Genomic DNA, 26,511 nt, shown 5'->3' with positions numbered 1-26,511 from the left:
CACATCCGCCTGCTGAGGGTTTCGCAGCTCTTTGCCACTACATGCCCTTCTCTTCTGGCGAGGAACATCTGGCTCCCCGGGAAGGCAGGACTTACCTCTAAGCCGCACCGTGATCGATCGACAAGAAGTCGTCTTACGTGGACCGTTTAGCCTGCGGCTGGCATCGGCTAGCCGAGCCGGCCTCCTTACGGGGGTCGGTCCGGCGCAACCACGGACCCGAGCGGGTGCCATGGCTCAGACGCTATCCGTATCCCGACCGAATGTCAGCCTGGACATCGCCCCGAGGATCACTTTGAGTGATCATCCGCCGTTCTATCGGCGGACGGGAACGGCCACTTCGGTCATGCGATATCCCCACATACAAGCGCTTCCCGTATCGACTGAACAGCCACAAGGCAGCGGTCGAGACAGACAGGTGTGGCCATGCGGTGAGAGCGGCCTCTCACCCCCATTCACCCTCCGTAACGATCATAACTTTCGCCTTTCCGGCGTGTCGCAGCGATCGTGGCGGCGAGCGGCACTGCCACACCCGCCTCACGCAGCGCTCTGGCCGCCTCGGCGAGCGTCGCGCCGGTGGTCACGATGTCGTCCACCAGCACAATCGGCCCTGCGCCGCCCCAGAGGCTCGGCTCAGAACCGTTCCGGGCGGCCGTAACCCTGAATGCCAGAGCCAGGTTCTCGGCCCGCTGGAGCGAACTCAGGCCCGCCTGGTCGGCGACCCTGCGGCGCTGGACGAGCACTTTCGCCACGGTCGTCGGCCAGCCGGCGGCGCGCAGGTATCCCGCCGCCAGCTCCGTCAGCCGGCTCACCGGGTCGTGCCCGCGTCGCCGCAGAGCCGGGCGGGCGCTCGGCACCGGGACGAGGGTGACCGGCCGGTCGCCGGTCGCGGCGGCGACCGTCAGCGCCAGGGCTCCCGCGAGAGGATGGGCCAGAGCCGTACGGCCGCGCTCCTTGTAGGCGATGATCGCCCGGCGCACGACGCTCGTGTAGACGGTCGCCGACCAGCACTCGGGCAGGCCTGGCGGGGCAGGCACGGGCATCCGGCGCGCGGGTCGCCCGTGCAGCTCCGCGGCGCATCGGGGGCAGACGAGGGCGCCGGGCGCGTCGCATCCGGCGCAGCGAGGCGGCAGGACCAGGTCCAGCAGGGCTGTTGACACGATTCCACGGTGCCAGGCGCCACCGACAAACCGCTCACCACGGAAGACGGAACCCGTAACCGGGCCGCCTTCACCCCCGGACGGCTCACCCCCGGAAACCGGGAACGCCCCGCCCCGAACCCGGAACGGCTCACCCCGGGGACCCGACGCGGCTCACCCCGGCGGCTCACCCCAGCGGATAGGCCGGGGAGGAGGGACCGTCCTTCTCCGCGAAGGCCGTCGACCCCGTCTCGTCCTTCACCACGGGTTCCCACTTGGCCGAGTTGCGGTTCCAGGACAGGACCTGACGGTTGTCGTTGTCGTCCTTGGCCCCGGCCAGCAGGGAGCCGTCCAGGGCGGTGATGCTCTGGATCCGGGAGTCGGAGGCCAGGGACTTGGGCTCGTCGGTGGCCGACGCCTCCAGCAGCTCGGACTTGCCGGTGAGCACGTAGAGGGTCTTGCCGTCCTTCCAGGCGATGTCCTCGATCGTCTGGCCGCCGTCGCCGGGCACCACGGCCTGCAGGTCGGTGATGCTGGTGTTGCCGTCCCTGCCGACGACCGTGCCGATCTTGACCTGCTCCTCCGTGCCCTCCTTGACCACCACCGCGACGTGCACCCCGTCCCGTGCGACCTTGAGCGACTTGACGTAGACGGTCTCCAGGTCGGGCGCCGAGACCGGGTACTGACGCCGGCCGTCGTGCCGCACCACCGCGGAGGCGTGGTCATTGGGCCGGTTCACCGCCCACAGCGTGTTGTAGCGATCCCATGAGGGCGGGGTGAGGGAGTCGCCGGTGATCCAGTCCCGCCATTCCCCGCCCGGGGTGAGCGAGGCGACCGAGACCTTCCTGCCGTCCTTCGACAGGGCCGCCACCTGTCCCTGGCCGCTGATCGCCGGGTGGGTGCGCGCGTCGTCCTTCTCACCCGCCCTGCCCTGCACCTGCTGGCCGACGCTGTCCTTGCCCAGCAGCCGTAGCGCGCCGCCGGCCAGGTAGTAGGGGTAGACCTCGGGGGGAGTGACCCAGGGGTCGAACTGCGCCTGCTCCTGGGCGTCGATCGGCAGCCAGGTGTCGGAGTAGTACGGCTCGCCGTCCACCCTGACCTCGAAGCCCCAGCCGCCGTTGGTGAGCTCGGCGAGCGTTCCGGCGAGCTGGGCCGACATGGCGTCGATCCGGTCGGCGTCCACCCGGTCGGTCAGATTGACGACGACGCGGTTGTTCTCGGTGGTGACGTCGATGAGCTCGGTGCCCGGCCGGAAGGCCGAGTTCACCGCTTTCCGCAACAGGCTGCTCGGCCCCTTGAGCAGCCGCTCGACCACCGTCTTGGCGAAGTTGGAGGTGGGGTCGATCGGCACCCGGACCTGGTCGATCACCAGGCCCTTCCACGCCGAGTCCAGGAAGTAGAGGTCGACTTTGAGGTAGGCGCGGTCGAGGTCGCCCTCCGACAGCAGCAGCCCGTCGGGCGCCGCGCTGATCCGCCACCCGTTCGCCCCCTTCACGAGGGTGAAGGGCTCGTTCAGGGGGCTGATCCCCGGCCAGTAGCGGCCGTCCTGGTCGATCTCCGCCGTGACGGTGCCCTTGAGCGTGACCCGGGTCTGCTCGCTCCCCTCCTGAGCGAGCGGGACCTTCTCGTACTCGTCCTGCTTGCCGTCCTGTTTGTAGACCGTCACCTTGCTGTACGGGTTCCACTTCCCGGCGAAGTCGTCGGTGAGGTATTTGCGTGCGACCTCGCGTCCGGCGTCGTCGACGCTCGCCATCGCGGCCCTGAACCCGGTGACGACCTCCTCGGGCGACCAGTCGGCGCTCGGCGGCACGGCGATCACCCGCGCGTACGGCTCGCTGAGCGGGTTGCCCTTGCGCGCGTTGGCCACCGCGATGGACTTGCCCCCCGTGGGGATGACCGAGCATGCCGTCGCCCCGCAGGTCAGCGCGATGGCCAGGCCTGCCGCCCCCACGCGTCGTCCTGTCCTAGTCCGCATCGTCTCCCCCATTGGCGACCGCCGGTGACAGCACCGGGGTCATGTGCCCCCGCCAGGTCCGCCGCATCTCCACCTCCGGCGGGACCAGCGACAGCGGCGATCCCCGCAGTGGCGCCCCCGCCATCCGGGGCAGCGAGAGCCGGAACTGCGACCCCTCCCCCTGCGCCCCCCAGGCCTGGAGCCAGCCGCCGTGCAGCATCGCGTCCTCGCGGGAGATCGCCAGGCCCAGGCCGGTGCCGCCGATCGTGCGCGCGCGAGAGGGGTCGGCCCGCCAGAACCGGTCGAAGACCATGTTCTCCTCGCCCGGTTTGAGGCCCACCCCGTGATCCCGTACCGCCACCGCCACCGCGTCCCGGTCCGCGCCGACCGAGACGATGATGTCGCGGCCCTCGCCGTGCTCGATCGCGTTGAACAGCAGGTTGCGCAGGATTCGCTCGACCCGCCGGCTGTCCATCTCGGCCATGCAGGGCTCGCCCGGCAGGCGCAGGTCGAACCGGGTGGAGTGGCGCTCGGCCAGCGCCTCGGAGTCGGCGACCGCCCGCAGCACCACGTCCCTGACGTCCACCGGCTCGACGTCCAGCTCGGCCGCGCCCGCGTCGTAGCGGCTGATCTCCAGCAGGTCGGCGAGCATCGACTCGAACCGGTTGAGCTGGTTCTGCATCAGCTCGGCCGAGCGGGCGGCCATCGGGTCGAAGTCCTCGCGGGCGTCGTAGAGCAGGTCGGCGGCCATCCGCACGGTGGTCAGCGGGGTGCGCAGCTCGTGTGAGACGTCGGAGACGAACTGCCGCTGGACGTGCGAGAGCTCCTCAAGCTGGTGGATCTTCAACGCCAGGTTGGCGGCCATCTCGTTGAAGGAGGTGGCCAGGCGGGCCAGGTCGTCCTCGCCGCGAACCTTCAACCGCTCGTCCAGGCGGCCTGCGGCCAGCCGCTCGGCGGCCTGCCGCGCCAGCCGTACCGGCGTGACCACCTGCCGGGTGACCAGTGAGGCGACGGCGGCCAGCAGCAGCACCAGGGCGACCCCGACGGCGACGAGCATCCGCAGGACCGAGTTGAGGGTCTGCTCCTCCTTGTCCAGCGGGATCATGTGGTAGATCTCGTATCCGCTCATGGACCCGGAGGTGTCGAGGCGGGTGCCGATCACCATGCCCCGAACCGGCTCGCGTCTGCCCTCGTAGTAGAGGTCCCCGTAGTGGATGCTGTCCTCGCCGGCCTCCTTCTTGGCCACCTCGTCCCGCAACCCCGCAGGAACGCTGCTCTCGTCGATGTTCGTGGTGGCGAGGAACTCCCCGGGCCGGCTGTCGTTACGGATGATCACCGAGTAGCGGGCCGCGGGCTCGGCGCGCTCCGCGAGAGCGTTCATCGCCCGGCTGAGCGGGCTGTCCCCGCCGCGCTGGAGCCCGTCGCCCGAATCGACGGACGGCTTGGCGGAGTCGCCGGGCGGCTGGTTGAGGTAGCCCAGCACCGCGATCCGGTCGGCCAGCGCCTCGCTCTTGGCCGCGCGCTCGCGGGCCTCCAGCGTGGTCGCGATGATCTGCTGCATGAGGAAGACGCCGAGCACGGCCACCACCGCGATGGAGATGACCATCGTGCTGGTGACCACGCGCAGCTGAAGGGAGCGCCGCCAGGCACGGCGCACGCTTCCGGCGGCACGGCGGGCCCGGCGGCGGACACCCCGCATCACCTGGCGCAGGGTGCGGCGGTGCCTTTTCTGGGAGGAAGGCATGTCGGGCTCCCGGGAGGATCCGCGCAGGCTAGGCCGGGCCGGCCTTGTAGCCCACGCCGCGGACCGTCACCACGATCTCGGGGTGCTCGGGGTCTTTCTCGATCTTGGCGCGGAGCCGCTGGACGTGCACGTTGACCAGGCGGGTGTCGGCCGCGTGCCGGTATCCCCAGACCTGCTCCAGCAGGACCTCGCGGGTGAAGACCTGGCGCGGCTTGCGGGCCAGCGCGACCAGCAGGTCGAACTCCAGCGGGGTGAGGTTGATGGTCTCCTCGTCGCGCTTGACCGAGTGCCCCGCGACGTCGATGGTGATGTCGCCGATCTGCAGGATCTCCGGCGTGGGCTCGTCGGTGCGGCGCAGCCGCGCACGCACGCGGGCCACCAGCTCCTTGGGCTTGAACGGCTTGACGATGTAGTCGTCGGCCCCGGACTCCAGGCCGAGCACCACGTCGATGGTGTCGCTCTTGGCGGTCAGCATGACGATCGGCACACCGGACTCGGCGCGGATGCGGCGGCACACGTCGATGCCGTCGGCGCCGGGCAGCATCAGGTCGAGCAAGACCAGATCCGGCCGGGTGTCGCGGAACGCGTCGAGTGCCTTGTCCCCGTCGGAGACGAAGGAAGGCTCGAAACCCTCCCCGCGCAGCACGATGCCGAGCATCTCGGCGAGAGCGGCGTCGTCGTCGACGACCAGCACGCGTCCTTTCATGGCCCCTCATTCGTTTTACGCAGTTTGGGAGTCTTTGGGATAAACGGCACAGTCGTCGAAGATTACCCTTGTCCGGTCACTGGATGACACCGGCCGACGACCAGCCATCCAAATGCCGAATTTTAGGCGCACACAACGTAAAGTGCGCACTAGTCCCCCCCTGTACCACGGCCACCTCCGGTCTTGGCGACTGCGAACGCCAAGCGGAGGTGGTCACGTTCCCAGTCTGCGGTAAACGACGGTGTCTCGGCCATCCCTCCGGCATCTCCGCCGATCTCATGACGGTGAAACCCCGGTGTGATCTCCCGAGCACCACAATCGGTGTGGCCACATGTCAGGATTGGGATATGTCAGACGGTCACGGCTCCACTCCCGACACGCCACCCGGCTGGGCGCCCGATCAACCTCCGCCGTACGGCGACGTCCCGGGATCGCCGTGGACCGCGCCCGGATCCGCTCCCGGCGCGCCGCCATCGCCGCAGTCCCCGCCGCAGCCCCCGCAGCCGCCCAACGGCTCGGCCGGGCCGTACGGACACGGCCCCTACGGCCCGCCGGCACCGCCCTACCCGCCCGGCCCTTACGGCCCGCCCAGCCCCTACGGCCCGCCCGGCCCTTACGGCTTCGCCCCGCCCCCGGCGATGCGGCCGGGGATCATCCCGCTGCGCCCGCTCGGGCTCGGCGACATCCTCGACGGCGCGATCAAGCTGATCCGCTCCAACCCCAAGACCATCCTGGGCATGTCGGCGATCGCCGCCGCCCTCGGGGCGATCCCGGTGGCGGTCGGGCAGGCGATCCTGCTCGGCAGGGCGGGAACGGCCCTGGACGACCCCGAGCTGCTGCGGTCGCGGGAGATCGACGTCCTGGCCCAGTACGGCGGGACCCTGGTCTCCTACGCGGTCCAGTTCATCGTGGTCACCGTGCTCACCGGCGTGCTGACCCGCATCCTGGGGCGCGCGGTCTTCGGCGGCAAGATGACGGTCGGCGAGGCCTGGAGGCTGACCCGCAACCGGGTGCCCACGCTGTTCGGGCTGGTGCTCGCCGGCATGGTGTTCATGCTGGTTCCCCTCGCGCTGGTCGTCGCGATCATCGTCGGGCTGGGCGCGGCGGGCGCCGGCCTCGGGACGATCGTGCTCCTGAGCGTGCTGGCGGTGGTGGCCTTCGTCGCCTACTCCCTGTTCGTCACCACCCGCCTGGCGCTCGCCGCGTCCGTGGCGGTGCTGGAGCGGCGCGGCGTGGTCGCCTCCCTGCGCAGGTCGTGGAGCCTGGTGAGCGGCGGTTTCTGGCGGACGCTCGGCATCCTGCTGCTGACCCAGATCATCGCGGGCCTGGTCGCCACGGTGCTCTCCCTCCCCTTCACCTTCGCGGGGACCTTCGCCGGCATGTTCGGCGAAGGCTCCACCGGTTCGCAGATCGCCGCGGCGATCCTGATCGCCGTCGGCGGCACCATCGGCGCGATGATCACCTATCCGTTCCAGGCCGGGGTCAACGGCCTGCTCTACGCCGACCGGCGGATGCGCGCCGAGGCGTTCGACCTGGTGCTGCAGACCGCGGCGATCGAGCAGCAGCGGCAGGGCTGGGTGCACGCCTCGGCCGACGACCTGTGGGACCCGTCCGTCACACCCGGCGGCCCCGGCCGGTACGGCCAGGCCGGCCAGGGAGCCCCGTGGCCCAACTCCTGATGCACCCCACGTTCCTGGTGTCTCCGGTCCCGATCGACATCGACCGCGACCAGGCCCGGCGCAAGGCGATCCAGGAGCTGCTCAAATCCGAGTACGCCAAGGAGTCCCCGATCGACCGCGCCATGCGGACCGTCCAGCAGTTCCTCGGCGACCTGCTGGACCAGGAGTCCCTGGGCGTCGTCGGCAGCGTGATGGCCCGGGTCGTGCTGGCCCTGCTCGTCGTCGCGGCCGTCGTCGCGGTGATCATGATCGCGCGCAGGACCGCCGGGGGCGCCGCCGTGCGCCGGGAGGGGATCTTCGGCGACCGTCGCCGCACCGCCGCCGAACACCGCGACGCCGCCGAACGGCTCGCCGCCGAAGGGCGGTGGGCCGAGGCCGTCCGCGAGCGGCTCAGGGCCGTCGCCCGCGACCTGGAGGACCGCGTCATCGTCGACTCCACGCCCGGCCGTACCGCGGGCGAGCTCGCCGCCGAGGCCGGGCGCGCGCTGCCCGCCTTCGCCGCCGAACTGGCGGCCGCGGCGCGGGTGTTCGACGACGTGACCTACGGCGAGGTGCCGGGCACCCCCGAGGCGTACGGGGTCCTGCGCGACCTCGACGAACGCCTGCGCACCGCCCGTCCGGCGGTCGGCGCCGCGAGGGCGGTGTCCTCGTGAGTCTCGCCGCCGCCCCGGGAACGGGATCGACGTCCACCTCGCCGACCGCCGCGAGCCTGTGGCGAGGGGGCCGGGGCGTCCTCCTCGTCGCGCTCGTCGTCGTCGTCGGCGCCGTCGTCGGCGTGTTGCTCGGCGGCCTCGGCGAGGGCCGGCCGCTCGACCCCGCCGACGCCTCGCTGTCCGGCGGCAAGGGCCTGGCCCAGCTGCTGCGGGCCAACGGCGTGCAGGTCACGCGGGTCACCTCGGTCGCGGAGGCGGAGGCCGCCGACTCCGGCGACAGCATGCTGCTGCTCAGCGACACCTCCTCTCTCAGCGAGGGGGAGGCCGAGCGGCTCGGCTCGATGTCCGCCGACCGGCTCGTCATCGGCGTGCAGCCGCACCAGGAACTGCTCACTCCGGGCGTGAGCTCCGCCGAGAAGGCGCGGACGCGCTCCCGCGAGCCCCGGTGCGCGCTGCCGGCCGCGACCCGGGCGGGCAGCGCCCACATGGGCGGCGTGACCTTCACCACCCCCGCGCAGGCGACCGGCTGCTACCCTGCGGGCGGCACGCCCACCCTGGTCAGCTACATCGACAGGGACCGGACGATCACGGTCGTCGGCGACGGCCAGTTCATGACCAACCTGCGGCTCGCCGAGGACGGCAACGCCGCGCTGGCGATGAACCTGGCCGGGGCCAGGCCCACGCTGATCTGGCTGGTCTCCACCGGGACGGCCGAGCAGGCCGCCGGTGACAAGAGCTTCTACGACCTGATCCCCGGCGGGGTCGGGTGGGCGGTGGCGCAACTGGCCGTCGTGGTCGTGCTGCTGGCGCTGTGGCGGGGCCGCCGGCTCGGCCCGGTGGTGGCCGAACGGCTGCCCGTCGTGGTCAGGGCGGCCGAGACCGTGGAGGGCCGGGCCAGGCTCTACCGGGCCAGGCGGGCCCGTGACCGGGCCGCCATCGCCCTGCGCGCGGGTTTCGTCGACCGGGTCACCCCCCGGCTCGGGCTTCCCTCGGCGGCCGGGCCGGAGGCCACGGTCGAGGCGATCGCCGAACGGACCGGACAGGCGGGCCTGCACGTGGGGGCCGCCCTGTACGGCCCGCCCCCGGCCGACGAGGCAGGGTTGGTGGCCCTGGCCGAATTTCTGGACATGTTGGAGAGGCAGGTCAAACAGTCGTGAGCGAGCGTAGCGAGCAGGCCGTCGGAAACGGCGGCGCCGTGCTCCCGAAGCCGGCGGGAGGGTCCTCGTGACCATGCCACCGGACAACAGCGGCCCGGCGGAGACGCGCTCCGCCGCCGGGGCGGCATCCGGCGCGGACGCCGCCCGGGAGGCGCTGGGGAGCCTGCGCGCCGAGGTGTCCAAGGCCGTCGTCGGCCAGGACGCCGTGGTCACCGGGCTGGTGATCGCCCTGCTCTGCCGAGGGCACGTGCTGCTCGAAGGCGTGCCGGGCGTCGCCAAGACCCTGCTGGTCAGGACGCTGGCGGCGGCGCTCTCGCTGGATTTCAAGCGGGTGCAGTTCACCCCGGACCTGATGCCGGGCGACGTCACCGGCTCCCTGATCTACGACGCGAAGACGTCGGAGTTCGAGTTCCGCCAGGGCCCGGTCTTCACCAACCTGCTACTCGCCGACGAGATCAACCGCACGCCGCCCAAGACACAGGCCGCGTTGCTGGAGGCGATGGAGGAGCGGCAGGTCAGCGTGGACGGCAAGCCGCGCGGGCTGCCCGAGCCGTTCATCGTGGCCGCCACCCAGAACCCGGTCGAGTACGAGGGCACCTACCAGCTCCCCGAGGCGCAGCTCGACCGTTTCCTGCTCAAGCTGACGGTGCCGCTGCCGCCCCGCGACCAGGAGATCACGGTGCTGGAACGGCACGCGCTGGGTTTCGATCCGCGCGACCTGTCCCACGTCAAGGCCGTGGCCACCATCGCAGACCTGGACGCCGGGCGCGCGGCGGTCGGCCAGGTGCATGCCGGTCCCGAGGTGCTCGGCTACATCGTCGACATCGCCAGGGCCACCCGCCAGTCGCCGTCGCTGCAGCTGGGCGTCTCGCCGCGCGGCGCGACCGCGCTGCTGGCCGGAGCCCGGGCGTGGGCCTGGCTGTCGGGCCGCTCCTACGTGACCCCGGACGACGTCAAGGCGCTGGCCAGGCCCACGATGCGACACCGGATCCAGCTCCGTCCCGAGGCCGAGCTGGAGGGCGCGACCGCCGACGGCCTGATCGACGCCATCCTCGCCTCCGTCCCCGTTCCCCGCTGAGACGACGCTGAGACGATGGCACTGACAGGACGGGCCGCCCTGCTGGCCCTGCTGGGCACGCTGGTCGTGCTGTTCGCGCCCCGGCCGGGGGCGGCCATGGCCGGGGTGGCACTGCTGCTGCTGGCGCTGGTCGCGGTGGACCTGCTGCTGGCCGCCGGCGTGCGGCCGCTACGGTTCACCCGCTCGGGCGACCGGCTGGTACGGCTCGGCGAGTCCGCCACGGTCGAGCTGATCGTGGAGAACCCCGGGTCCCGCCGGGCCCGGGGCGTGCTCCGGGACGCCTGGCCGCCCTCGGCCGGGGCGACGCCCCGGCACCTGCCGCTGGATGTGCCCCCGGGCGAGCGCCGCCGTCTCGTCACGACGCTCACCCCCACCCGCAGGGGCGACCGCGAGGCGGTCACGGTCACGGTGCGCACGCTGGGCCCGCTGGGCATCGCCGCCCGCCAGGGTTCTCACCGGGTGCCGTGGTCGGTCCGGGTGCTGCCGCCGTTCCTCAGCCGCAAGCACCTTCCCGCCAAGCTGTCCAGGCTCAGGGAGCTGGAGGGCCGGCATCCGTCGATGATCAGAGGGCAGGGCACCGAGTTCGACTCGCTCCGCGAGTACGTGGTCGGCGACGACGTCCGCTCCATCGACTGGCGGGCCACCGCCCGCCGCAACGACGTCGTGGTCCGCACCTGGCGGCCCGAGCGCGACCGGCGGGTTCTGATCGTCCTGGACACCGGCCGCACCTCGGCCGGCCGGGTGGGCACGGCACCCGTCCCGCTGGCCGGCCGGATGCCCGGAACCGGCGGCCCGCACGGCGGGGCGGCGGTCGTGCCGGGCTGGCCCCGGCTGGACTGGTCGATGGACGCGGCGCTGCTGCTGGCCGCACTGGCCGCCCGCGCCGGTGACCGGGTGGACTTCCTGGCCCACGACCGGGCGGTGCGTGCCTGGGTGTCCGGCGCCGGCCGTACCGAACTGCTGTCGACGCTGGTCAACACCATGGCCCCGCTGGAGGCCGAGCTCGTCGAGGCCGACTCGGCCGGCATGGTCGCGGCGGTTCTGGCCCGGGCCAAGCGGCGCTGTCTGGTCGTGGTGCTGACCGACCTGAACTCGGCGTCCCTGGAGGAGGGGCTGCTGCCGATGCTCCCCCAGCTCTCCTCCCGGCACCTGGTGCTCCTGGCCGCCGTCTCCGATCCGCAGGTGGCCGCGATGGCGTCCGGGCGCGGCACTGCGGAGCTGGTCTACGACGCCGCGGCGGCGGAGCACCAGACCGCCGACCGGCGCAGGATCACCGCTCTGCTGCGCCGCCACGGCGTGGAGGTCGTGGACGCCGCCCCGGAGCAGATCGCGCCCGCCCTGGCCGACGCCTACCTCGCCCTGAAGGCCGCGGGCCGCCTGTGACCGCCCGCCCATTCGACGAGCCCCGGCTCGGCGGGGCTGTGGCGTCCGCGGCCTAGCCGGCGCTCGGCGCGAGATCGGGGGCCCGTTCCAGGTCTCCGGTCTCCCGGGCGGCCAGCGCCCGGCGGCCGAAGAAGATCACATAGGCGAGGAAGGCCGCCTCGGCGACCACTCCGATGCCGATGCGCGCCCAGGTCGGCAGGCCCGAAGGGGTGACCAGGCCCTCGATCAGCCCGGAGACGAACAGCACCACGACCAGGCCCAGCGCCACGCTCATGACGGCCCTGCCCTGCTCTGCGAGGGCCTCGCCGCGCCTGCGCGGACCGGGGTCGACGACCGTCCAGCCCAGGCGCATGCCGACGGCCGCGGCAAGGAACACCGCGGTCAGCTCCAGCAGGCCGTGCGGGGTGATCAGACCGAAGAAGATATCCAGCTTGCCACGCGAGGCCATCAGTCCGGCGGAGACGGCGACGTTGGCCGCGTTCTCCCACAGGATGTAGGGGATCGGCAGGCCCAGCAGGACGGCCATGATGATGACCTGCATCGAGACCCAGGCGTTGTTGACCCAGACCTGCCCCGCGAACGAGGCCGCGGGGTGCTCGGAATAGTAGTCGGCGAAGTCGTGGTCGACGAGCTTGGTGATCTCCTCGGGCGTGCCGATCGCGGCCTGGACGGCGGGATCGCCCGCCACCCACACGGCGACGACCGTGGAGACCAGGACGAACGCGGCGGTCGTGCCGAGCCACCACCAGCGGGCCCGGTAGGCGACCACCGGGAAGGAGACGGTGAAGAAGCGGGCGAACTCCCGCCAAGCGGGGGTGTGCGCCCCGGTCACCGCCGAGCGGGCGCGGGCGACCAGCGCCGACAGCCGGCCCACCAGGATCTGGTCGGCCGGCCCCGACCGCACGATGGACAGGTGCGTGGCGACCCGCTGGTAGAGGTCCACCAGCTCGTCGATCTCGGCGCCGTTCAACGACCTCCGGCGCCGGATGAGGTCTTCCAGACGATCCCAGGCCGGCCGGTGCGCGCTGACGAAAGCGTCGATGTCCACGTGGAAAGCGTATCCACATCCCCGATTCCGCCGGATGGCCAGGCGGTCCGGCCCGGACCGCCCCGGCCGTCCCCGCCGCCGTCCCCGTCACCAGGCCCGCCGCCGTCCTCGCCACCGGGCCCGCGGCCGGGTCCGCGGCGTGCGGGGCGGCGGGTCAGAAGGCGACCCCGCACCGCAGGAGCACGTTGGCGTACGGCCGCGCCTCACCGGTCCGCACGACCAGCCGGCAGGCGCCCGACAGACGCTTGAGCTCCTCGTGCGGGACGTAGGTCAGAGCGGGCAGGCGGCCGCTCAGCAGGGCGTCGCACCCGGCGTTGGCCGTTCGGACCTCCCGTGCCGCGGTGGCTCCCTCGACGACGAGCTCGGCGAGGATCCCGTCGAGCACGTCGGCGAACGACGGGATGCCCGGCAGGAAGGCGAGATCGACGACCTCGACCCCCCGGGGCAGGGGCATCCCGCTGTCGCAGACGAGCAACTCGTCAGTGTGACCGAGGCGGGCCAGGGCACCGGACAGGGCGGCGTTGAGGATTCCCGAGCGCTTCAAAGGGCCTCCAGATCCTCCGGATACGGATAAGAACTCTGCGCGCCGGGCCTGCGGACGGAGGCGGCGCCCACCCGGACCGCGAAGGCGGTGGCGCGGACCAGATCGTCGCCCTGGGCCAGGCGCCAGGCCAGCGCCCCGGTGAACGCGTCACCGGCGCCCGTGGTGTCGACGGCGTCCACCCGGGGACTCGGCACCGCGGTGACCGCGCCCGGCTCGGCGACGACCGCGCCGTCGGGCCCCAGGGTGAGGACCACGGAGCGGGGACCGAGCGCGAGCATGGCCCGTGCCTGCCGGTCGGGACGGCCCCGCCCGCCGAGCAGGAGCGCGGCCTCGTGCTCGTTGACGACGAGCGGGTCGCAGACCGCCAGCAGCTCGTCGGGGACCACCGCCGGGGGCGACAGGTTGAAGACCACCCGGGCCGCGGTACGGGCGGCGGCCACGACCGTCGCCAGAGGACTCTCCAACTGGAGGGAGACGACCCGCGCCGAGGCCAGCAGGTCGGCCGCCGCGGCGACGTCCTCCTCGCTCAGCCGGGCGTTGACGCCCGGCGACACGATGATGCTGTTGTCCCCGTCCGACCCCACGGTGATCAGGGCGACGCCGCTCGGGCCGGGGGTCTCGACGAGATGGCTCAGGTCCACCCCGTCGCCGTACAACGCCTTGCGCAGGAACTCCCCGTTGCCGTCGGAACCGATCCTGCCGAGCAGGGCCACGCGGGCGCCCAGCCGGGCCGCGGCGACGGCCTGGTTGGCGCCCTTCCCACCGGGATGGGTGACCAGGTCCGAGCCGATCACGGTCTCGCCGGGCAGGGGACGCCGGTCGACGCGAACCACCAGGTCGGCGTTGACCGAGCCCACGACGACCATCTCGTACGGCCGTGCGGGATCGTCCCGCCACCGCTCAGGGGCGTCTTCGGGAGGGACGGGCTCGACGTCGTCGCCGTGGACGCCCATCACGAGCCCGCGAACTCCGCGACGTTCTCCTTGGTCACGATCTTGACCGGCACGGCGACCGTGGCCTCGATCTGCTCGCCCCTGGCCGCCTTGACCGCGCCCTGCACGGCCTGCTGGCCGAGGAGCTGCGGCTGCTGGGCGACGCTGGCGTTCATCGTGCCGGCCTGGATGGCCTTGATCCCGTCAGGGGTGCCGTCGAAGCCGACGACCTTGATCTCCTTGCCTGCCTTGGCGCCCAGCGCCTTGACGGCGCCGAGGGCCATCTCGTCGTTCTCGGCGAACACCCCGCCGATGCCGGGGTTGGACTGGAGCAGGTTGGTCATGACGTCCAGGCCCTTGGTCCGGTCGAAGTCCGCGGGCTGCTGGGCGACCACCTGGATGTTCGGGTAGGCCTTGATGCCTTCGGTGAATCCCTTGCCCCGGTCGCGGGAGGCGGAGGTGCCGGGCACGCCCTGCAGGATGGCGACCTTGCCCTTCTCGCCCATCTGCTTGGCCAGCTCCTCGGCCGCCAGCTTGCCGCCGGCGACGTTGTCGGAGGCGACGGTCTGGGCCACGGTGCCCCCGTTGACCACCCGGTCGACGGCGATCACCGGGATCTTGGAGCGCTCGGCCGCCTTCACCGCGGGACCCGCGGCGTCGGAGTCGACCGGGTTGATGATGATCCCCTTCATGCTCTGGCTGGCGAAGTTCTGGATCTGATTGACCTGCTGGGAGGCGTCGTTCTGGGCGTCGGTGACGGTCAGCGTGACCCCTTCCTTCTTCGCCTCGTCCTCGGCGCCCTTGCGGAGCTGGACGAAGTAGGGGTTGTTCAGGGTGGAGACCGACATTCCGATCTTGATGTCGCCTCCGGCCGCCCCGGCTCCTCCTCCGGCGCCTCCGGAGGAGGAGCTGGAGCCGCAGGCCGTCAGGCCGAGGGCGAGCGCGGCGCCGGCCGCGACGACGGTGATGGTGCGCTTCATGATGTTCCCCCGATGGGTTCAGTTGGTTCCACGGCGACGCAGGGTGTCGAGCAGGACCGCGAGCGCGATCACCACACCGATCACGACCTGCTGCCAGAAGGCGGAGACGGACAGGAGGTTGAGGCCGTTGCGCAGCACCGCGAGGATGAGCGCGCCGACGAAGGTGCCGAAGGCCCGGCCCTTCCCGCCGGACAGGCTCGCCCCGCCGATGACGACGGCAGCGATGGCGTCCAGCTCGTAGCCGGCGGCCGCCTGGGGCTGTGCCGAGGCCAGCCGGCTGGCAAGGACGATGCCCGCGACCGCGGCGAAGAGCCCGGACAGGGCGTAGGTGAGGAGCTTTTGCCGGTTGACGTTGATGCCGGACAGCCGGGCGGCCTCCTCGTTGCCGCCGATGGCGTACATCGCGCGCCCGGGGTAGGTCCGGTTCAGGATCACGGCGGTGATCACACCCATGATCAGCATGACGACGACCGGGACCGGCAGGTAGTCGCCGATGGTGTCGCCCAGGTGCGAGACGGCCTCCGGCATCGCGATCGGGCTGCCCTGCGAGATCACCAGGGCCAGGCCGCGGGCGACGCCGAGCATGGCCAGCGTGGCGATGAACGGCGGCAGCTTGCCGTAGGCGATCAGCGCGGCGTTGACCAGCCCGCATCCGAGGCCGACGGCGAGGGCGATCACGGTGGCCAGCGGCCACGGCAGGCCCGAGCCGGTCGCCGTCCAGGCCAGCGTGATCGCCGACAGTGCGGCGACGGAGCCGACCGACAGGTCGATGCCGCCGGTGATGATGACGAAGGTGGCGCCGAAGGCGAGGATCGCGGTGACCGCCGCCTGCACGCCCACGTTGAGCAGGTTGGTGACCGTCAGGAAGTCGCCCGACAGCAGCGAGAGCGCGATCGCGAGCACGACCAGCGCGACCAGCGCGCCGTTCTCGCCGAGCCAGGCGGTGGCCGGCGGCTTGCGGCCCGGTGGCTTGCGCTGCAGCACGTTAGTGGACACGAGCATCCTCCACCTCGGTGACGGCCAGGGCCATCACCGAATCCTGTGTAGCCTCACCGGCGGCGAGCTCCCCGACGAGCCGGCCACGGGCCATCACCAGGACGCGATCGCTCATGCCCAGGATCTCGGGGAGATCGCTGGAGATCATGAGCACCGCGTGCCCGGAGGCGGTGAGTGAGTTGATCAATTGATAGATCTCGACCTTGGCCCCCACGTCCACACCCCGCGTGGGCTCGTCGAGGATGAGCACGCTCGCCTTGGCGAGCAGCCACTTCCCGATGACGATCTTCTGTTGGTTGCCGCCCGACAGCGTGCGGACCTCCTGGCCGAGGCCGCTCATCCGCACGCCGAGCTGACGGGCCACCTCGGCGGCGGCCTTGCGCTGTCCCGACCTGTCGACGAATCCGCCGCGGCTGGCGCGCCGCAGCGTGACCAGGCCGAGGTTCTCCCCCACGTCGGCGCCGAGCACCAGTCCCTGGCCCTTTCGGTCCTCGGGGACCAGGCCGAGGCCCGCCTCCATGGCGGCGTGCACGTCGCCGCGGGCCAGTGGGCGGCCGTTCACCAGAACCTCACCGGCGTCGTAGGAGTCCGCGCCGAAGATCGCCCGTGCGACCTCGGTACGGCCCGCGCCGACGAGCCCCGCCAGGCCCACGACCTCTCCCGCCCGCACCTCGAAGGAGACGTCGGCGAACTCGCCCTCCCTGCGGAGCCCCCGCACCTGCAGGAGAGGACTGCCCGGCGCCGCCGGCTCCCGGGGGTACTGCTGGTCGATCGGACGGCCGACCATCAGCCTGACCAGCTCGTCCTCCGAGGTCGTCGCCGGTACCTCGGCCACCGAACGTCCGTCCCGCAGCACGGTGACCCGGTCGCCGATCTGCGGGATCTCCTCCAGGTGGTGCGTGATGAACACGATCGCCACCCCCTGATCACGCAGTTGCCTGACGATGGCGAACAACCGCTCGACCTCGGTCGTGGTGAGCACGGCGGTCGGCTCGTCCATGATGAGCACGCGGGCGTTCAGGCCCAGCGCCTTGGCGATCTCGACCATCTGCATGCGCGCGATGCCCAGCCGCGCCACCAGAGTGCGCGGGTCGACGTCGATGCCGACCCGCCGCAGCAGCCCCCGGGCCTGCTCGTGCATCCGCCCGGTGTCGACGAAGCCGAACCTGCGGGGCGGGCGGCCGAGGGCGAGGTTCTCGCCGACGGTGAGCTGGGGGACCAGGTTGAACTCCTGGTAGATGGTGGCGATGCCGAGCCGCTGCGCGTCGCCCGCGGTGCGGATCTCGACCGGGGCGCCGTCGACCAGGATCCGTCCCGCGTCGGGGTGGTAGGCCCCGGAGAGCATCTTGATCAGAGTGCTCTTGCCGGCGCCGTTCTCCCCGAGCAGGACGTGGACCTCGCCGGCGCGGAGATTGAAGTCGACCCCGTCCAGCGCGACCACGCCGGGGAACCCCTTGCGCAGGCCCTCGACCCGGAGGATCTCGTCGTTCACGAGGCGTTCCTTTCTTCCCCACATGATTGGCGGACCACCAGCACGGCGGGGAGGGTCACCGACTCGGCGGCCCGTCCGGCGAGCCGGTCGAGGATGACCCGCACGCCCCGCTTGCCGAGTTCGGCGGCGGGCTGGCTGATCGCGGTTATCGGCGGGGTGACGTGCGGGAACCACGACACGTCGTCGAACGACGCCAACGCCACGTCATGGGGGACGCGCAGGCCGCGTGCCCGTATCTCGTCCAGCGCACCCAGGGTCATCAGGTTGTCACCCGCGAAGATCACCTCCGGCGGCTCCGGCAGATCGAGGAGCCTGGCGGTGAGCGCGCGACCACTGCCCGAGCGGAAGTCGCCGGCCTCGACGTACTCCGGGCGGACCTCCAGGCCGTGCTCGGTCATCGCCGTGAAGAAGGCGTCCGTCCGCTCCCGGCCGGTGGACAGCCGGGCGGGACCCGAGATGAAGGCGATCCGCCGGTGCCCGAGCTGCCGAAGATGGGCGATCAGCGCCCTGATCGCGTCGGTCCCGTCGGCGCGGACCGATGGAACGTGCACCCCGGGGAGCGTGCGGTCCAGGAAGACCAGCGGACCGCCGGACCGCGCGACCTCCTCCACCAGCGGCGTGACCTCGGCGGTGGGGCAGATCAGCAGCCCGTCCACGCGCTGCTCCAGCAGGGTGCGCACATAGTGGTCCTGCTCTTCGGCCCGCTCGTCGGCGTTGCCGATGATCACCGTGTAGCCGGCCGCCCGGGCCGCGTCCTCGACGGCCCGCGCCAACTCGGCGAAGAACGGGTTGAGGATGTCGCCGATGATCAGACCAAGGGTCTTGGTCGCCTCGGTGCGCAACGAGCGCGCCACCGCGTTGGGAACGTAGTTGAGCTCCCTCATCGCGGCGAAGACCCGGGTCCGGGTCTCCTCCGTCACCGACGGGTTGTCGTTCAGAACCCGGGAGACCGTGGCGACGGAGACGCCCGCGTGCGCGGCCACATCCTTGATACGTGCCATCAGCCCTCCATGTAATCGATTACATGAGGGTATGTAATCGATTACATGGCTGTAAACCATGAATTTAGTGAGCTAGGTCACACTTCTCAGGCCTCATCGGGTCGTCCGTACCTCGGCGCCCTCTCGCGCCCGCGGCGGCCGGCGGACGCACGGGCAGGAGAGGGCCGGCCCGGCCCGGGTATGGTTCTGGTTGTGTCCGATGTCGTAACCGGCGAGGCCGTCGTCGTCGAAGTCCGGGTCGCCCAGCTGCCGAGCAGGGCCGCGGCCCTGCTGATCGACATGGCGGTCCAGATGGTGACGCTGCTCGGCACGTCCTTCGTGGTCGGCGCCCTGCTCTTCACCACCGACGAGGCACTGGCGACGATGATCTACATCGCGCTCACCGTGCTCGTGCTCGTCGGCTATCCGGTGATCTTCGAGACGCTCTCGCGTGGCCGCAGCCTGGGCAAGCTCGCCCTCGGGCTCCGGGTGGTCAGCGACGACGGCAGCCCCGAGCGGTTCCGTCAGGCCTTGTTCCGCGGGCTGGCGGGAGTGGTGGAGTTCTGGACGCTCAGCGGCGCGCCCGCCCTGATCAGTTCGCTGATCTCGGAGAAGGGCAAGCGGCTCGGCGACATCTTCGCGGGCACCATCGTGATCTCCGAGCGCGGCCCCCGGCAGTACGGCCCGCCGCTGGCGATGCCGCCGCAGCTGGCCGCGTGGGCGCAGACGCTGGAGCTGTCCCGGCTGCCCGAGAGCGTCGCCGCCACCGCGAGGCAGTACCTCACGCGCTGGCATGACCTGTCCCCCGCCGTGCAGCATGAGATGGGAGTCCGCATCGCCACTGAGATGTCTGCCTTCGTCTCCCCGCCCCCGCCCTCGGGAGTGCCGCCGTTCGCCTATCTGACCGCCGTCCTGGCCGAGCGCCGACGTCGCGATCACGCACGGCTGGCGCAGCGGGCCGGCGCCCAGGGGAACTCCGCCCCGCCCGCGCCGCATTCACCCCGGCATCCGCTGCGGCCCTACGAACAGACCCCCTCCTCCGCGTGGCCCCAGGGGCAGTCGCCCGTCCCGCCGGCGCCCTACTCGCAGCCCTATCCGCAGCCGCCGGTTCCGGGCCCTGCGACCGCACCACAGGTCACGCAGCAGGCCACACCGGCACCGCCCGCCTCCCAGCCTCCCGGCATGGCCCCCGCACCGACCGCCGGAGGGTTCGTCCCACCCGCCTGACCCCGCCCGAACCCCGGCGCGCGAGGCCGGAACGCGGCGGCGGCCGTGCGGAGCGACCTGCCCGTCATCGCATCCGGGCAGGTCTCGCCCGGGGTCAGTGGTCGTGCACCCGGCGATAGGAGGCCTGGGTCTGCGCGTTCAGGCGGTCCAGGCGCACGCGGCGGGCCGGGTCCGTTCGAGGATCGTCGATCTCGATGACGTCGAGGCCGCGATGGAAGTCGCTGCCGTAGATGTAGCCGTTGTAGTAGTACGCCGACCAGATGCCGCCCGGACGGCCGTCCGGCTCCGGGCCGCGTTCGAAGAAGCCGATCTCCCGCGGGCGGGCGGAGTCGGTGAAGTCCACCACCGACACACCACCCTGGTACCAGGCCTGGACCATGATGTCCCTGCCCTCGACCGGGATCAGCGAGCCGTTGTGCGCGACGCAGTTCTCGGTCGCGGCCTGGTAACGCGAGATCTTGAAGTAGCTCCTGAAGACGAGTCTGCCGTCCACGATGTCGTAGTAGGCGTCGGCCCCCCGCTTCGGGCCGATCGCCTCGGTGCAGGTGGCCGCGCCGCCGCCGCCGAGCTCGTCGACGAAGACGACCTTGGTGCCCGCGTCGTCGAACGTCGCCGAGTGCCAGAACGCGAAGTTCGGGTCGGTGACGCGAGCCGTGACCACCGGGTTCTCCCGGTCGGAGATGTCCATCAGCAGGCCGTCGCCCATGCAGGCTCCGGCGGCGATGTCCCGCTCCGGAAAGACGGTGATGTCGTGGCAGCCGCTGGTGGGCAGCAGCAGACCCGGCTGGGTCTCGTTCCCCCCGCCGGGGAAGAGGACCGGGGTGGCGATGACCGCCGCGTCCACCGGGTCGTCCAGCGGCACCTTGACGATCGAGATCTTGTCGTGCGGCGGCCGGCAGCCGGGGAAGCTCGCCGACGGACCGTAGGAGGAGACGTACAGGTAGACGCTGCCGCGGCTCTTGCCCGGAACGAGGGTCAGGGTGTGCGCGCCGCAGTCGGTCCGAACCGCCTTGATGTACTTGGGACTCTTCTTGTCGCTGATGTCGAAGATCCTGATGCCCTCCCACGACTCCTTGGCCGACGCCCTCTGCGGAGCGCTGCCGCAGGCGTCGTTCCTGCGGGGGAAGTCGACCGCGGCGAACAGCAGGTCACCGTAGACCGACACGTCCATCTGCCCGCCCGGGCAGATGACGCTGCTGACGATCCTGGCCCGCCCGGGGTCGTGGATGTCGTAGATCGAGAAGCCACCGTAGTTGCCGACGTAGGCGTAGTCGCCCTGGAAGGCCATGTCGGTGTTGGTGGTCTCGCGCAGCCCGGCGGGCGGGGGAACGCCGGCGACGTGCGCCACGTTCGGACTGGTGACGATCTGCCCGGGCGGTGGGATGCCGGTGGCCCGACCGGACGTCGCGGGCATCAGCATCGCGGCGGCGACGGCTACCACGGCCGGTATCCGGCCGATCCTGCGCGGAACGGGCACCCGGTGACCTCCCTCGCGGAAATACGAGGCTGCGGGGAATACGAGGCGCCGGCAGGCGAGGAGATCGCCCGGCACGGCGGCCGGCTGGGCCAGGCGCCGGATCGGATGGCCGAACACCTGGTTCGATGACTCTACCCCGCAGGTCGGAAGGGCTAAACAGGTCCGCCGCGCGGGCGGCGGGGAAGGAGCCCCGCCGCCCAGCGATGATCAGTCGTCGTCGTGGTCGCCGTGGCCGCGCTCGGGGTAGGTGGCCTGGGTCTGCGTGTTAAGGATGTCGACCTTGACCCCCTTCGCCCTGTTCGTACGCGGGTCGTTGATCTTCAGAACGTCGAGGCCCTGGTTGAAGTCGCTGCCGTAGATGTAGCCGTTGTAGTAGTAGGCGGACCAGAATCCGCCGCTCAGCGCCGGGGCGGTGCTGTCGGGGCCGCGCTCGAAGAAGGCGATCTCCTCCGGCTTGGTGGAGTCGGTGAAGTCCACCACCGAGATGCCGCCCTGGTACCAGGCCTGGACCATGATGTCCCTGCCCTTGACCGGGATCAGCGAGCCGTTGTGCGCGACGCAGTTCTCGGAGTCGGCCTGGTAACGCGAGATCTTGAAGTAGCCCTTGAAGACGAGTTCGCCGTCCACGATGTCGTAGTAGGCGTCGGCTCCGCGATTCGGGCCGATCGCCTCGTTACAGGTGGCCGCGCCGCCACCGCCGAGCTCGTCGGTGAAGACGACCTTGGTACCCGCGTTGTTGAACGTCGCCGAGTGCCAGAACGCGAAGTTCTCATCGTCCCGGACCGTCGCGGTCACCTTCGGCTGCACCGGGTCGGAGATGTCCATCAGGATGCCGTCGCCCATGCAGGCTCCGGCCGCGATGTTCTTCTCCGGGAAGACGGTGATGTCGTGGCAGCCGGTGGTCGCCGACGTGCGGTAGGGGTACTGCTTGTCCGGCTCACCGGGGTTGCCGCCGTCCGGGAACAGGTTCGGGGTGGCGACGACGGAGGCCTCCGCCGGGTTGGCCAGCGGCACCTTCACGATCGAGATCAGGTCGTGCGGCGGCCGGCAGTCGGGGAAGCTCGCCGACGGGCTGTAGGAGGAGATGTAGAGGTAGACGTTGCGCCGGTCCCGGCCCTTGCCGGGCAGGAGGGTCAGGGTGTGCGAACCGCAGTTGGTCTCGACCGCCTTGACGTACTTCGGGTTCTTCTTGTCGCTGATGTCGAAGATCCTGATGCCCTCCCACGACTCCTTGACCGAAGCGCTCTGCGAGGTGCTGCTGCAGGAGTCGTTGTTGCGGGAGGAGTCGACGGCGCCGAAGAGCAGGTTCCCGTAGACGGCCATGTCCATCTGCCCGCCGGGGCAGACCACCGAGCTGACCAGAGAGGTCTTCTTCGGCTTACGGATGTCGTAGATCGAGAAACCGCTGTAGTTGCCGACGTAGGCGTAGTCGCCCTGGAAGGCCATGTCGGTGTGGATGTCGGCCAGCGCGGCGGGCTTGGGGACATTGGTCACGTGCTCGATGTTCGGGCTCATGACGATCTCACCGGGCGCCGGGATGTCGGCCGCCTGAGCGGGCACCATGGACAGCGCCATCGTCGACGCCACCGCGGCGACTACCAGGAAGCGACCGGCCAGGCCCTTCCTGAGAGGGGTGAACACTCGCGAACCTCCTTGCCACATGCGCCATAAAGGGCGCATAAATGACTAGATCGTTTACCGTCGGTGGACGGTCGGGCAAGGTGTCACTGTGTCAGTAAGTTTTTCCGACTTGTTGGCTTTACCGGCTCACCCGGAGAGGGTTAGGGTTTTTCGTCACAGCAGCTTCGCAAAGGAGGCCGGGTGCGCGTCGCGCTCGTCGCCGCGGTCGTCGCCGCCCTCTCGCTCAGCCTGTCGCTCAGCGCGTGCAGCGCCGACCCGGCACCGCCCTCCGCCCTGTCGACCGCCCCGGTCATCGCGCCCGGCAGGCCGGGTGAACCCGCCCGGACGATCAGCCCGAGCGAGGCCGCCACGGCCGTGCCCACGCCCACCGCCAACGCGGCCGACGTGAAATACGTGCGGGACATGATCGTCCATCACCGGCAGGCCGTCGACATGGCGATCCTGGCTCCGTCACGAGCCGACTCGGCCGCGCTCAAAGGTCTGGCCTCGCGCATCAAAGACGCTCAGGGGCCGGAGATCCAGTACATGACGACCTGGCTGCGACAGCAGGGCCTGCAGGCGCCCGACCACCACGCCGGCCATGCGGGCATGCCGGGCATGGCCACGCCCGAGCAGATGGAGGCGCTCAAGGCCGCCTCGGGCAAGGATTTCGACCGGCTCTTCCTCACCCTGATGATCGCCCACCACCGAGGGGCGATCACGATGTCCGAGCAGGTCCTGATCGGCGGCTCGCACATCAAGGTCGAGGAGCTGGCCAACGACGTCGCCGCCACCCAGGGCGCCGAGATCCGCAGGATGCTGGAGATGCAGGCGAAGCTGTAGGCCGCAGCCCGGAAACGCGGCCAGACCCCGGAAACGGCCGGAGGCCGAGCCGCCGGAGCCGGGACGACCGGGTGGGAAGACCGGACCGGGCGGAAACACCGGGCGGGACGACCGGGAAGGTCAGGAGCCGAACCGCCAGGACTGGAGATACTTCTCCTGGTCGGCGGTCAGGACGTCCACCTCGACCCCGGCGGCGGCCAGCTTGAGCCGCGCCACCTCGGCGTCGACCTCCTGCGGCACGTCGTAGACGCCCGGCGCCAGCCCCGCGCGCTCCCGGGCCAGCCAGGCGACCGCGAGCGCCTGCGCGGAGAAGGACATGTCCATGACGGCCGCCGGATGCCCCTCCGCTGCGGTCAGGTTCACCAGACGGCCCTCGGCGAGCAGCAGGAGCCTGCGGCCGTCGGCGAGGACGTACTCGTCGGTGTTGGGACGTACCCCGGGATGCACCGTCTGGGCCAGCTCGTCCAGGGCGCGGACGTCGATCTCGACGTCGAAGTGACCGGCGTTGGCCAGGATCGCGCCGTCCTTCATCACCTCCAGGTGCTCGCCCCTGATCACGTCGCGGTTGCCGGTGACCGTGACGAACACGTCTCCGCTCCGGGCGGCGCTCGCCATCGGCTGCACGCCGTATCCCTGCAGGACGGCGTCGAGAGCCTTGACCGGGTCGATCTCGGTGACCACCACCCGGGCGCCCAGGCCTCTGGCCCGCTCGGCGACGCCCCGGCCGCAGTAGCCGAACCCGGCGACCACCACGGTCTTGCCCGCGAGCAGGGTGTTGGTGGCGCGCATGATGCCGTCGATGGTGGACTGGCCGGTGCCGTACCGGTTGTCGAACATCCGCTTGGTGCGGGTGTCGTTGACCGCCACGACCGGGAACCTCAGCGCGTTCTCGGCCGCCATCTGCCGGAGCCGGATGATGCCGGTCGTGGTCTCCTCGCACCCTCCGCAGACCGTCTCCAGCAGCTCGGTCCGCTCGGTGTGCAGGATGTTGACCAGGTCGCAGCCATCGTCGAGGACGATGTCCGGGCGGATGTCGAGCGCCTGGTGGATGTGCCGGTAGTAGGTCTCCCGGTTCACCCCCGCTCGCGCGTGCACGCCGATGCCGTACTCGCCCAGCGCGGCGGCGACGTCGTCCTGGGTGGACAGCGGGTTCGAGGCGGCCAGCGCGATCTCGGCCCCGCCCGCCTTCAGCGCACCCATGAGCACCGCGGTCTCGGCGGTCACGTGCAGGCACGCGGCGATCCGCAGCCCGTCGAGAGGCCGCTCGGCCGCGAACCGCTCCCCGAGCGCGGTGAGCACCGGCATCGACCGCGCCGCCCACCCGATCCGCCGCTCGCCCGCGGCCACCAGCGCGCTGTCCACGTCTCTCCCCGGATTGCCCGAAGGCCCCCGCAGCTCTGCGGGGGCCCGGTTGGAACGGTCGATCAGTAGCGGTAGTGGTCGGCCTTGTAGGGGCCCTCGATGTCCACGCCGATGTATTCCGCCTGCGCCTTGGTGAGCTTGGTGAGCTTCACGCCGAGGGCGTCGAGGTGGAGGCGGGCGACCTTCTCGTCCAGGTGCTTGGGCAGCACGTAGACGCCGACCGGGTACTGCTCGGTCTTGGTGAACAGCTCGATCTGGGCGATCACCTGGTTGGTGAAGGAGTTGGACATGACGAACGAGGGGTGACCGGTGGCGCAGCCCAGGTTCATCAGGCGGCCCTCGGCGAGCACCAGGATCTGGTGGCCGTCGGGGAAGGTCCAGGTGTGCACCTGCGGCTTGATCTCGGTCTTGACGATGCCCGGGATCTTGGCCAGACCGGCCATGTCGATCTCGTTGTCGAAGTGGCCGATGTTGGACACGATGGCGTTGTGCTTCATCTTCGCCATGTGGCCGGCGGTGATGATGTCGAAGTTGCCGGTCGTGGTGACGAAGATGTCGGCGATGCCGACGACCTCGTCCAACGTGGTGACCTGGAAGCCGTCCATCGCGGCCTGGAGCGCGCAGATCGGGTCGATCTCGGTGACGATGACCCGGGCGCCCTGACCCCGGAGCGCGTCGGCGCAACCCTTGCCGACGTCGCCGTAGCCGGCCACGACCGCGACCTTGCCGCCGATCAGCACGTCGGTGGCGCGGTTGAGGCCGTCGATGACCGAGTGGCGGCAGCCGTACTTGTTGTCGAACTTCGACTTGGTCACCGAGTCGTTGACGTTGATCGCCGGGAAGAGCAGCGAGCCCGCCTTGAACATCTCGTAGAGGCGGTGGACGCCGGTGGTCGTCTCCTCGGTGACGCCCTTGATGCGCGAGGCGATCTCGGTCCACTTCTTGTCGGGACCGACCGTGCGACGGAGCAGATCAAGGATGATCTTCCACTCCTCCGCGTCGTCCTCGGCGGCGCTGGGGACGGCACCGGCCTTCTCGTACTCGACGCCCTTGTGGACGAGCAGGGTGGCGTCGCCGCCGTCGTCGAGGATCATGTTGGGGCCGTCACCGCCGGGCCATACCAGCGCCTGCTCGGTGCACCACCAGTACTCCTCCAGGGTCTCGCCCTTCCAGGCGAAGACCGGGACACCTTGCGGGTCCTCGACGGTGCCGTTGGGGCCGACGACGACGGCGGCGGCCGCGTGGTCCTGGGTGGAGAAGATGTTGCAGCTCACCCAGCGGACCTCGGCGCCGAGGGCGACCAGCGTCTCGATCAGCACGGCGGTCTGGATGGTCATGTGCAGCGAGCCCATGATCTTCGCACCGGCCAGCGGCTGGGCGTCGGCGTACTCCTTGCGGACCGCCATCAGGCCGGGCATCTCGTGCTCGGCGAGCTGGATCTCCTTGCGCCCGAAGGCCGCAAGCGAAAGGTCGGCGACCTTGAAGTCCATGTGTTACCCCTCTGATAGATGATCGCGCTC

Annotated in this window: 22 protein-coding genes; 7 read left to right on the top strand and 15 right to left on the bottom strand. The window is 71.0% G+C overall.

From position 1 onward, the window contains the following. Positions 1-452 precede the first annotated feature (452 nt). From ACQPYK_RS07725 to mtrA, 4 genes are all read right to left on the bottom strand, one after another. Positions 453-1,157, bottom strand: a complete 705-nt coding sequence (locus ACQPYK_RS07725; RefSeq protein ID WP_433252386.1) for a ComF family protein — start codon at positions 1,155-1,157, stop codon at positions 453-455. Positions 1,158-1,323: 166 nt separating this feature from the next. Further along, complete coding sequence (locus ACQPYK_RS07720; RefSeq protein WP_433252383.1) at positions 1,324-3,087, bottom strand: LpqB family beta-propeller domain-containing protein; 1,764 nt, start codon at positions 3,085-3,087, stop codon at positions 1,324-1,326. Between the two features lie 13 nt (positions 3,088-3,100). Continuing rightward, the gene (mtrB, locus tag ACQPYK_RS07715; protein ID WP_433252380.1) at positions 3,101-4,834 is read right to left on the bottom strand and encodes an MtrAB system histidine kinase MtrB; all 1,734 of its coding nucleotides are present in this window, start codon (positions 4,832-4,834) and stop codon (positions 3,101-3,103) included. Between the two features lie 28 nt (positions 4,835-4,862). Then, on the bottom strand, positions 4,863-5,540 hold the full coding sequence (gene mtrA / locus ACQPYK_RS07710; RefSeq protein ID WP_012888151.1) for an MtrAB system response regulator MtrA: 678 nt from the start codon (positions 5,538-5,540) through the stop codon (positions 4,863-4,865). A gap of 347 nt (positions 5,541-5,887) precedes the next feature. Between mtrA and ACQPYK_RS07705 the strand changes: the two genes are divergently transcribed. The 5 genes from ACQPYK_RS07705 (at position 5,888) to ACQPYK_RS07685 (ending at position 11,490) form a co-directional block, all read left to right on the top strand. Next, positions 5,888-7,219 carry a hypothetical protein gene (locus tag ACQPYK_RS07705; RefSeq protein ID WP_433252375.1) on the top strand — a complete coding sequence of 444 codons (1,332 nt, stop codon included), beginning with the start codon at positions 5,888-5,890 and terminating at the stop codon, positions 7,217-7,219. Beyond that, the gene (locus tag ACQPYK_RS07700; RefSeq protein WP_433252372.1) at positions 7,204-7,872 is read left to right on the top strand and encodes a DUF4129 domain-containing protein; all 669 of its coding nucleotides are present in this window, start codon (positions 7,204-7,206) and stop codon (positions 7,870-7,872) included. Before ACQPYK_RS07705 ends, ACQPYK_RS07700 begins: the two co-directional genes overlap by 16 nt. Beyond that, positions 7,869-9,029, top strand: coding sequence for a DUF4350 domain-containing protein (locus ACQPYK_RS07695; RefSeq protein WP_433252369.1), 1,161 nt, complete (start codon positions 7,869-7,871; stop codon positions 9,027-9,029). Before ACQPYK_RS07700 ends, ACQPYK_RS07695 begins: the two co-directional genes overlap by 4 nt. Positions 9,030-9,102: 73 nt before the next feature. Continuing rightward, positions 9,103-10,107, top strand: coding sequence for an AAA family ATPase (locus ACQPYK_RS07690; RefSeq protein WP_433258728.1), 1,005 nt, complete (start codon positions 9,103-9,105; stop codon positions 10,105-10,107). A 15-nt stretch (positions 10,108-10,122) separates the two neighbouring features. Further along, positions 10,123-11,490, top strand: a complete 1,368-nt coding sequence (locus ACQPYK_RS07685; protein ID WP_433252366.1) for a DUF58 domain-containing protein — start codon at positions 10,123-10,125, stop codon at positions 11,488-11,490. 52 nt (positions 11,491-11,542) lie between these two features. Here ACQPYK_RS07685 and ACQPYK_RS07680 read toward each other — a convergent pair whose 3' ends face one another. The 7 genes from ACQPYK_RS07680 to ACQPYK_RS07650 all read right to left on the bottom strand — a co-directional run bounded on the left by ACQPYK_RS07680 (position 11,543) and on the right by ACQPYK_RS07650 (position 18,483). Continuing rightward, the gene (locus tag ACQPYK_RS07680; protein WP_433252363.1) at positions 11,543-12,538 is read right to left on the bottom strand and encodes a stage II sporulation protein M; all 996 of its coding nucleotides are present in this window, start codon (positions 12,536-12,538) and stop codon (positions 11,543-11,545) included. A gap of 154 nt (positions 12,539-12,692) precedes the next feature. Further along, positions 12,693-13,082 carry a D-ribose pyranase gene (rbsD, locus tag ACQPYK_RS07675; protein WP_433252360.1) on the bottom strand — a complete coding sequence of 130 codons (390 nt, stop codon included), beginning with the start codon at positions 13,080-13,082 and terminating at the stop codon, positions 12,693-12,695. After that, positions 13,079-14,035 (bottom strand): ribokinase, encoded by a 957-nt coding sequence (locus ACQPYK_RS07670; RefSeq protein WP_433258726.1) that lies wholly within the window; start codon positions 14,033-14,035, stop codon positions 13,079-13,081. Before ACQPYK_RS07670 ends, rbsD begins: the two co-directional genes overlap by 4 nt. Next, positions 14,035-14,994, bottom strand: coding sequence for a D-ribose ABC transporter substrate-binding protein (locus tag ACQPYK_RS07665; RefSeq protein ID WP_433252357.1), 960 nt, complete (start codon positions 14,992-14,994; stop codon positions 14,035-14,037). Before ACQPYK_RS07665 ends, ACQPYK_RS07670 begins: the two co-directional genes overlap by 1 nt. 18 nt (positions 14,995-15,012) lie before the next feature. Beyond that, complete coding sequence (locus tag ACQPYK_RS07660) at positions 15,013-15,996, bottom strand: ABC transporter permease (RefSeq protein ID WP_433252354.1); 984 nt, start codon at positions 15,994-15,996, stop codon at positions 15,013-15,015. After that, positions 15,980-17,506 carry a sugar ABC transporter ATP-binding protein gene (locus ACQPYK_RS07655; protein WP_433252351.1) on the bottom strand — a complete coding sequence of 509 codons (1,527 nt, stop codon included), beginning with the start codon at positions 17,504-17,506 and terminating at the stop codon, positions 15,980-15,982. Before ACQPYK_RS07655 ends, ACQPYK_RS07660 begins: the two co-directional genes overlap by 17 nt. Beyond that, positions 17,479-18,483, bottom strand: a complete 1,005-nt coding sequence (locus tag ACQPYK_RS07650; RefSeq protein WP_433252348.1) for a LacI family DNA-binding transcriptional regulator — start codon at positions 18,481-18,483, stop codon at positions 17,479-17,481. Before ACQPYK_RS07650 ends, ACQPYK_RS07655 begins: the two co-directional genes overlap by 28 nt. Positions 18,484-18,675: 192 nt before the next feature. Here ACQPYK_RS07650 and ACQPYK_RS07645 point away from each other — a divergent pair, with 192 nt between their 5' ends. Continuing rightward, positions 18,676-19,689, top strand: coding sequence for an RDD family protein (locus ACQPYK_RS07645; RefSeq protein WP_433252345.1), 1,014 nt, complete (start codon positions 18,676-18,678; stop codon positions 19,687-19,689). 94 nt (positions 19,690-19,783) lie between these two features. On the opposite strand, the gene ACQPYK_RS07640 is transcribed toward ACQPYK_RS07645, so the two are convergent. Together ACQPYK_RS07640 and ACQPYK_RS07635 are read right to left on the bottom strand one after the other, a co-directional pair. Then, a complete protein-coding gene (locus ACQPYK_RS07640; RefSeq protein WP_433252342.1) occupies positions 19,784-21,166 on the bottom strand; it encodes an LVIVD repeat-containing protein in 1,383 nt (460 codons plus the stop codon). A gap of 207 nt (positions 21,167-21,373) precedes the next feature. Then, the gene (locus ACQPYK_RS07635; RefSeq protein ID WP_433252339.1) at positions 21,374-22,807 is read right to left on the bottom strand and encodes an LVIVD repeat-containing protein; all 1,434 of its coding nucleotides are present in this window, start codon (positions 22,805-22,807) and stop codon (positions 21,374-21,376) included. A gap of 180 nt (positions 22,808-22,987) precedes the next feature. On the opposite strand from ACQPYK_RS07635, the gene ACQPYK_RS07630 reads away from it, so the two are divergent. Further along, positions 22,988-23,629: a DUF305 domain-containing protein gene (locus tag ACQPYK_RS07630; RefSeq protein ID WP_433252336.1), complete on the top strand. Its 642-nt coding sequence runs from the start codon at positions 22,988-22,990 to the stop codon at positions 23,627-23,629. 120 nt (positions 23,630-23,749) lie between these two features. Here ACQPYK_RS07630 and ACQPYK_RS07625 read toward each other — a convergent pair whose 3' ends face one another. After that, positions 23,750-24,991, bottom strand: coding sequence for an adenosylhomocysteinase (locus ACQPYK_RS07625; RefSeq protein WP_433252333.1), 1,242 nt, complete (start codon positions 24,989-24,991; stop codon positions 23,750-23,752). A gap of 62 nt (positions 24,992-25,053) precedes the next feature. Next, a complete protein-coding gene (gene ahcY, locus ACQPYK_RS07620; protein WP_433252330.1) occupies positions 25,054-26,481 on the bottom strand; it encodes an adenosylhomocysteinase in 1,428 nt (475 codons plus the stop codon). Between the last annotated feature and the right edge of the window lie 30 nt (positions 26,482-26,511).

The organism is Streptosporangium sp. CA-135522 (genome assembly GCF_050949235.1).
Lineage (GTDB): Bacteria > Actinomycetota > Actinomycetes > Streptosporangiales > Streptosporangiaceae > Streptosporangium.
Note: the sequence above shows the minus strand (reverse complement) of the source record. Positions and strands in the feature narration are given on the sequence as shown.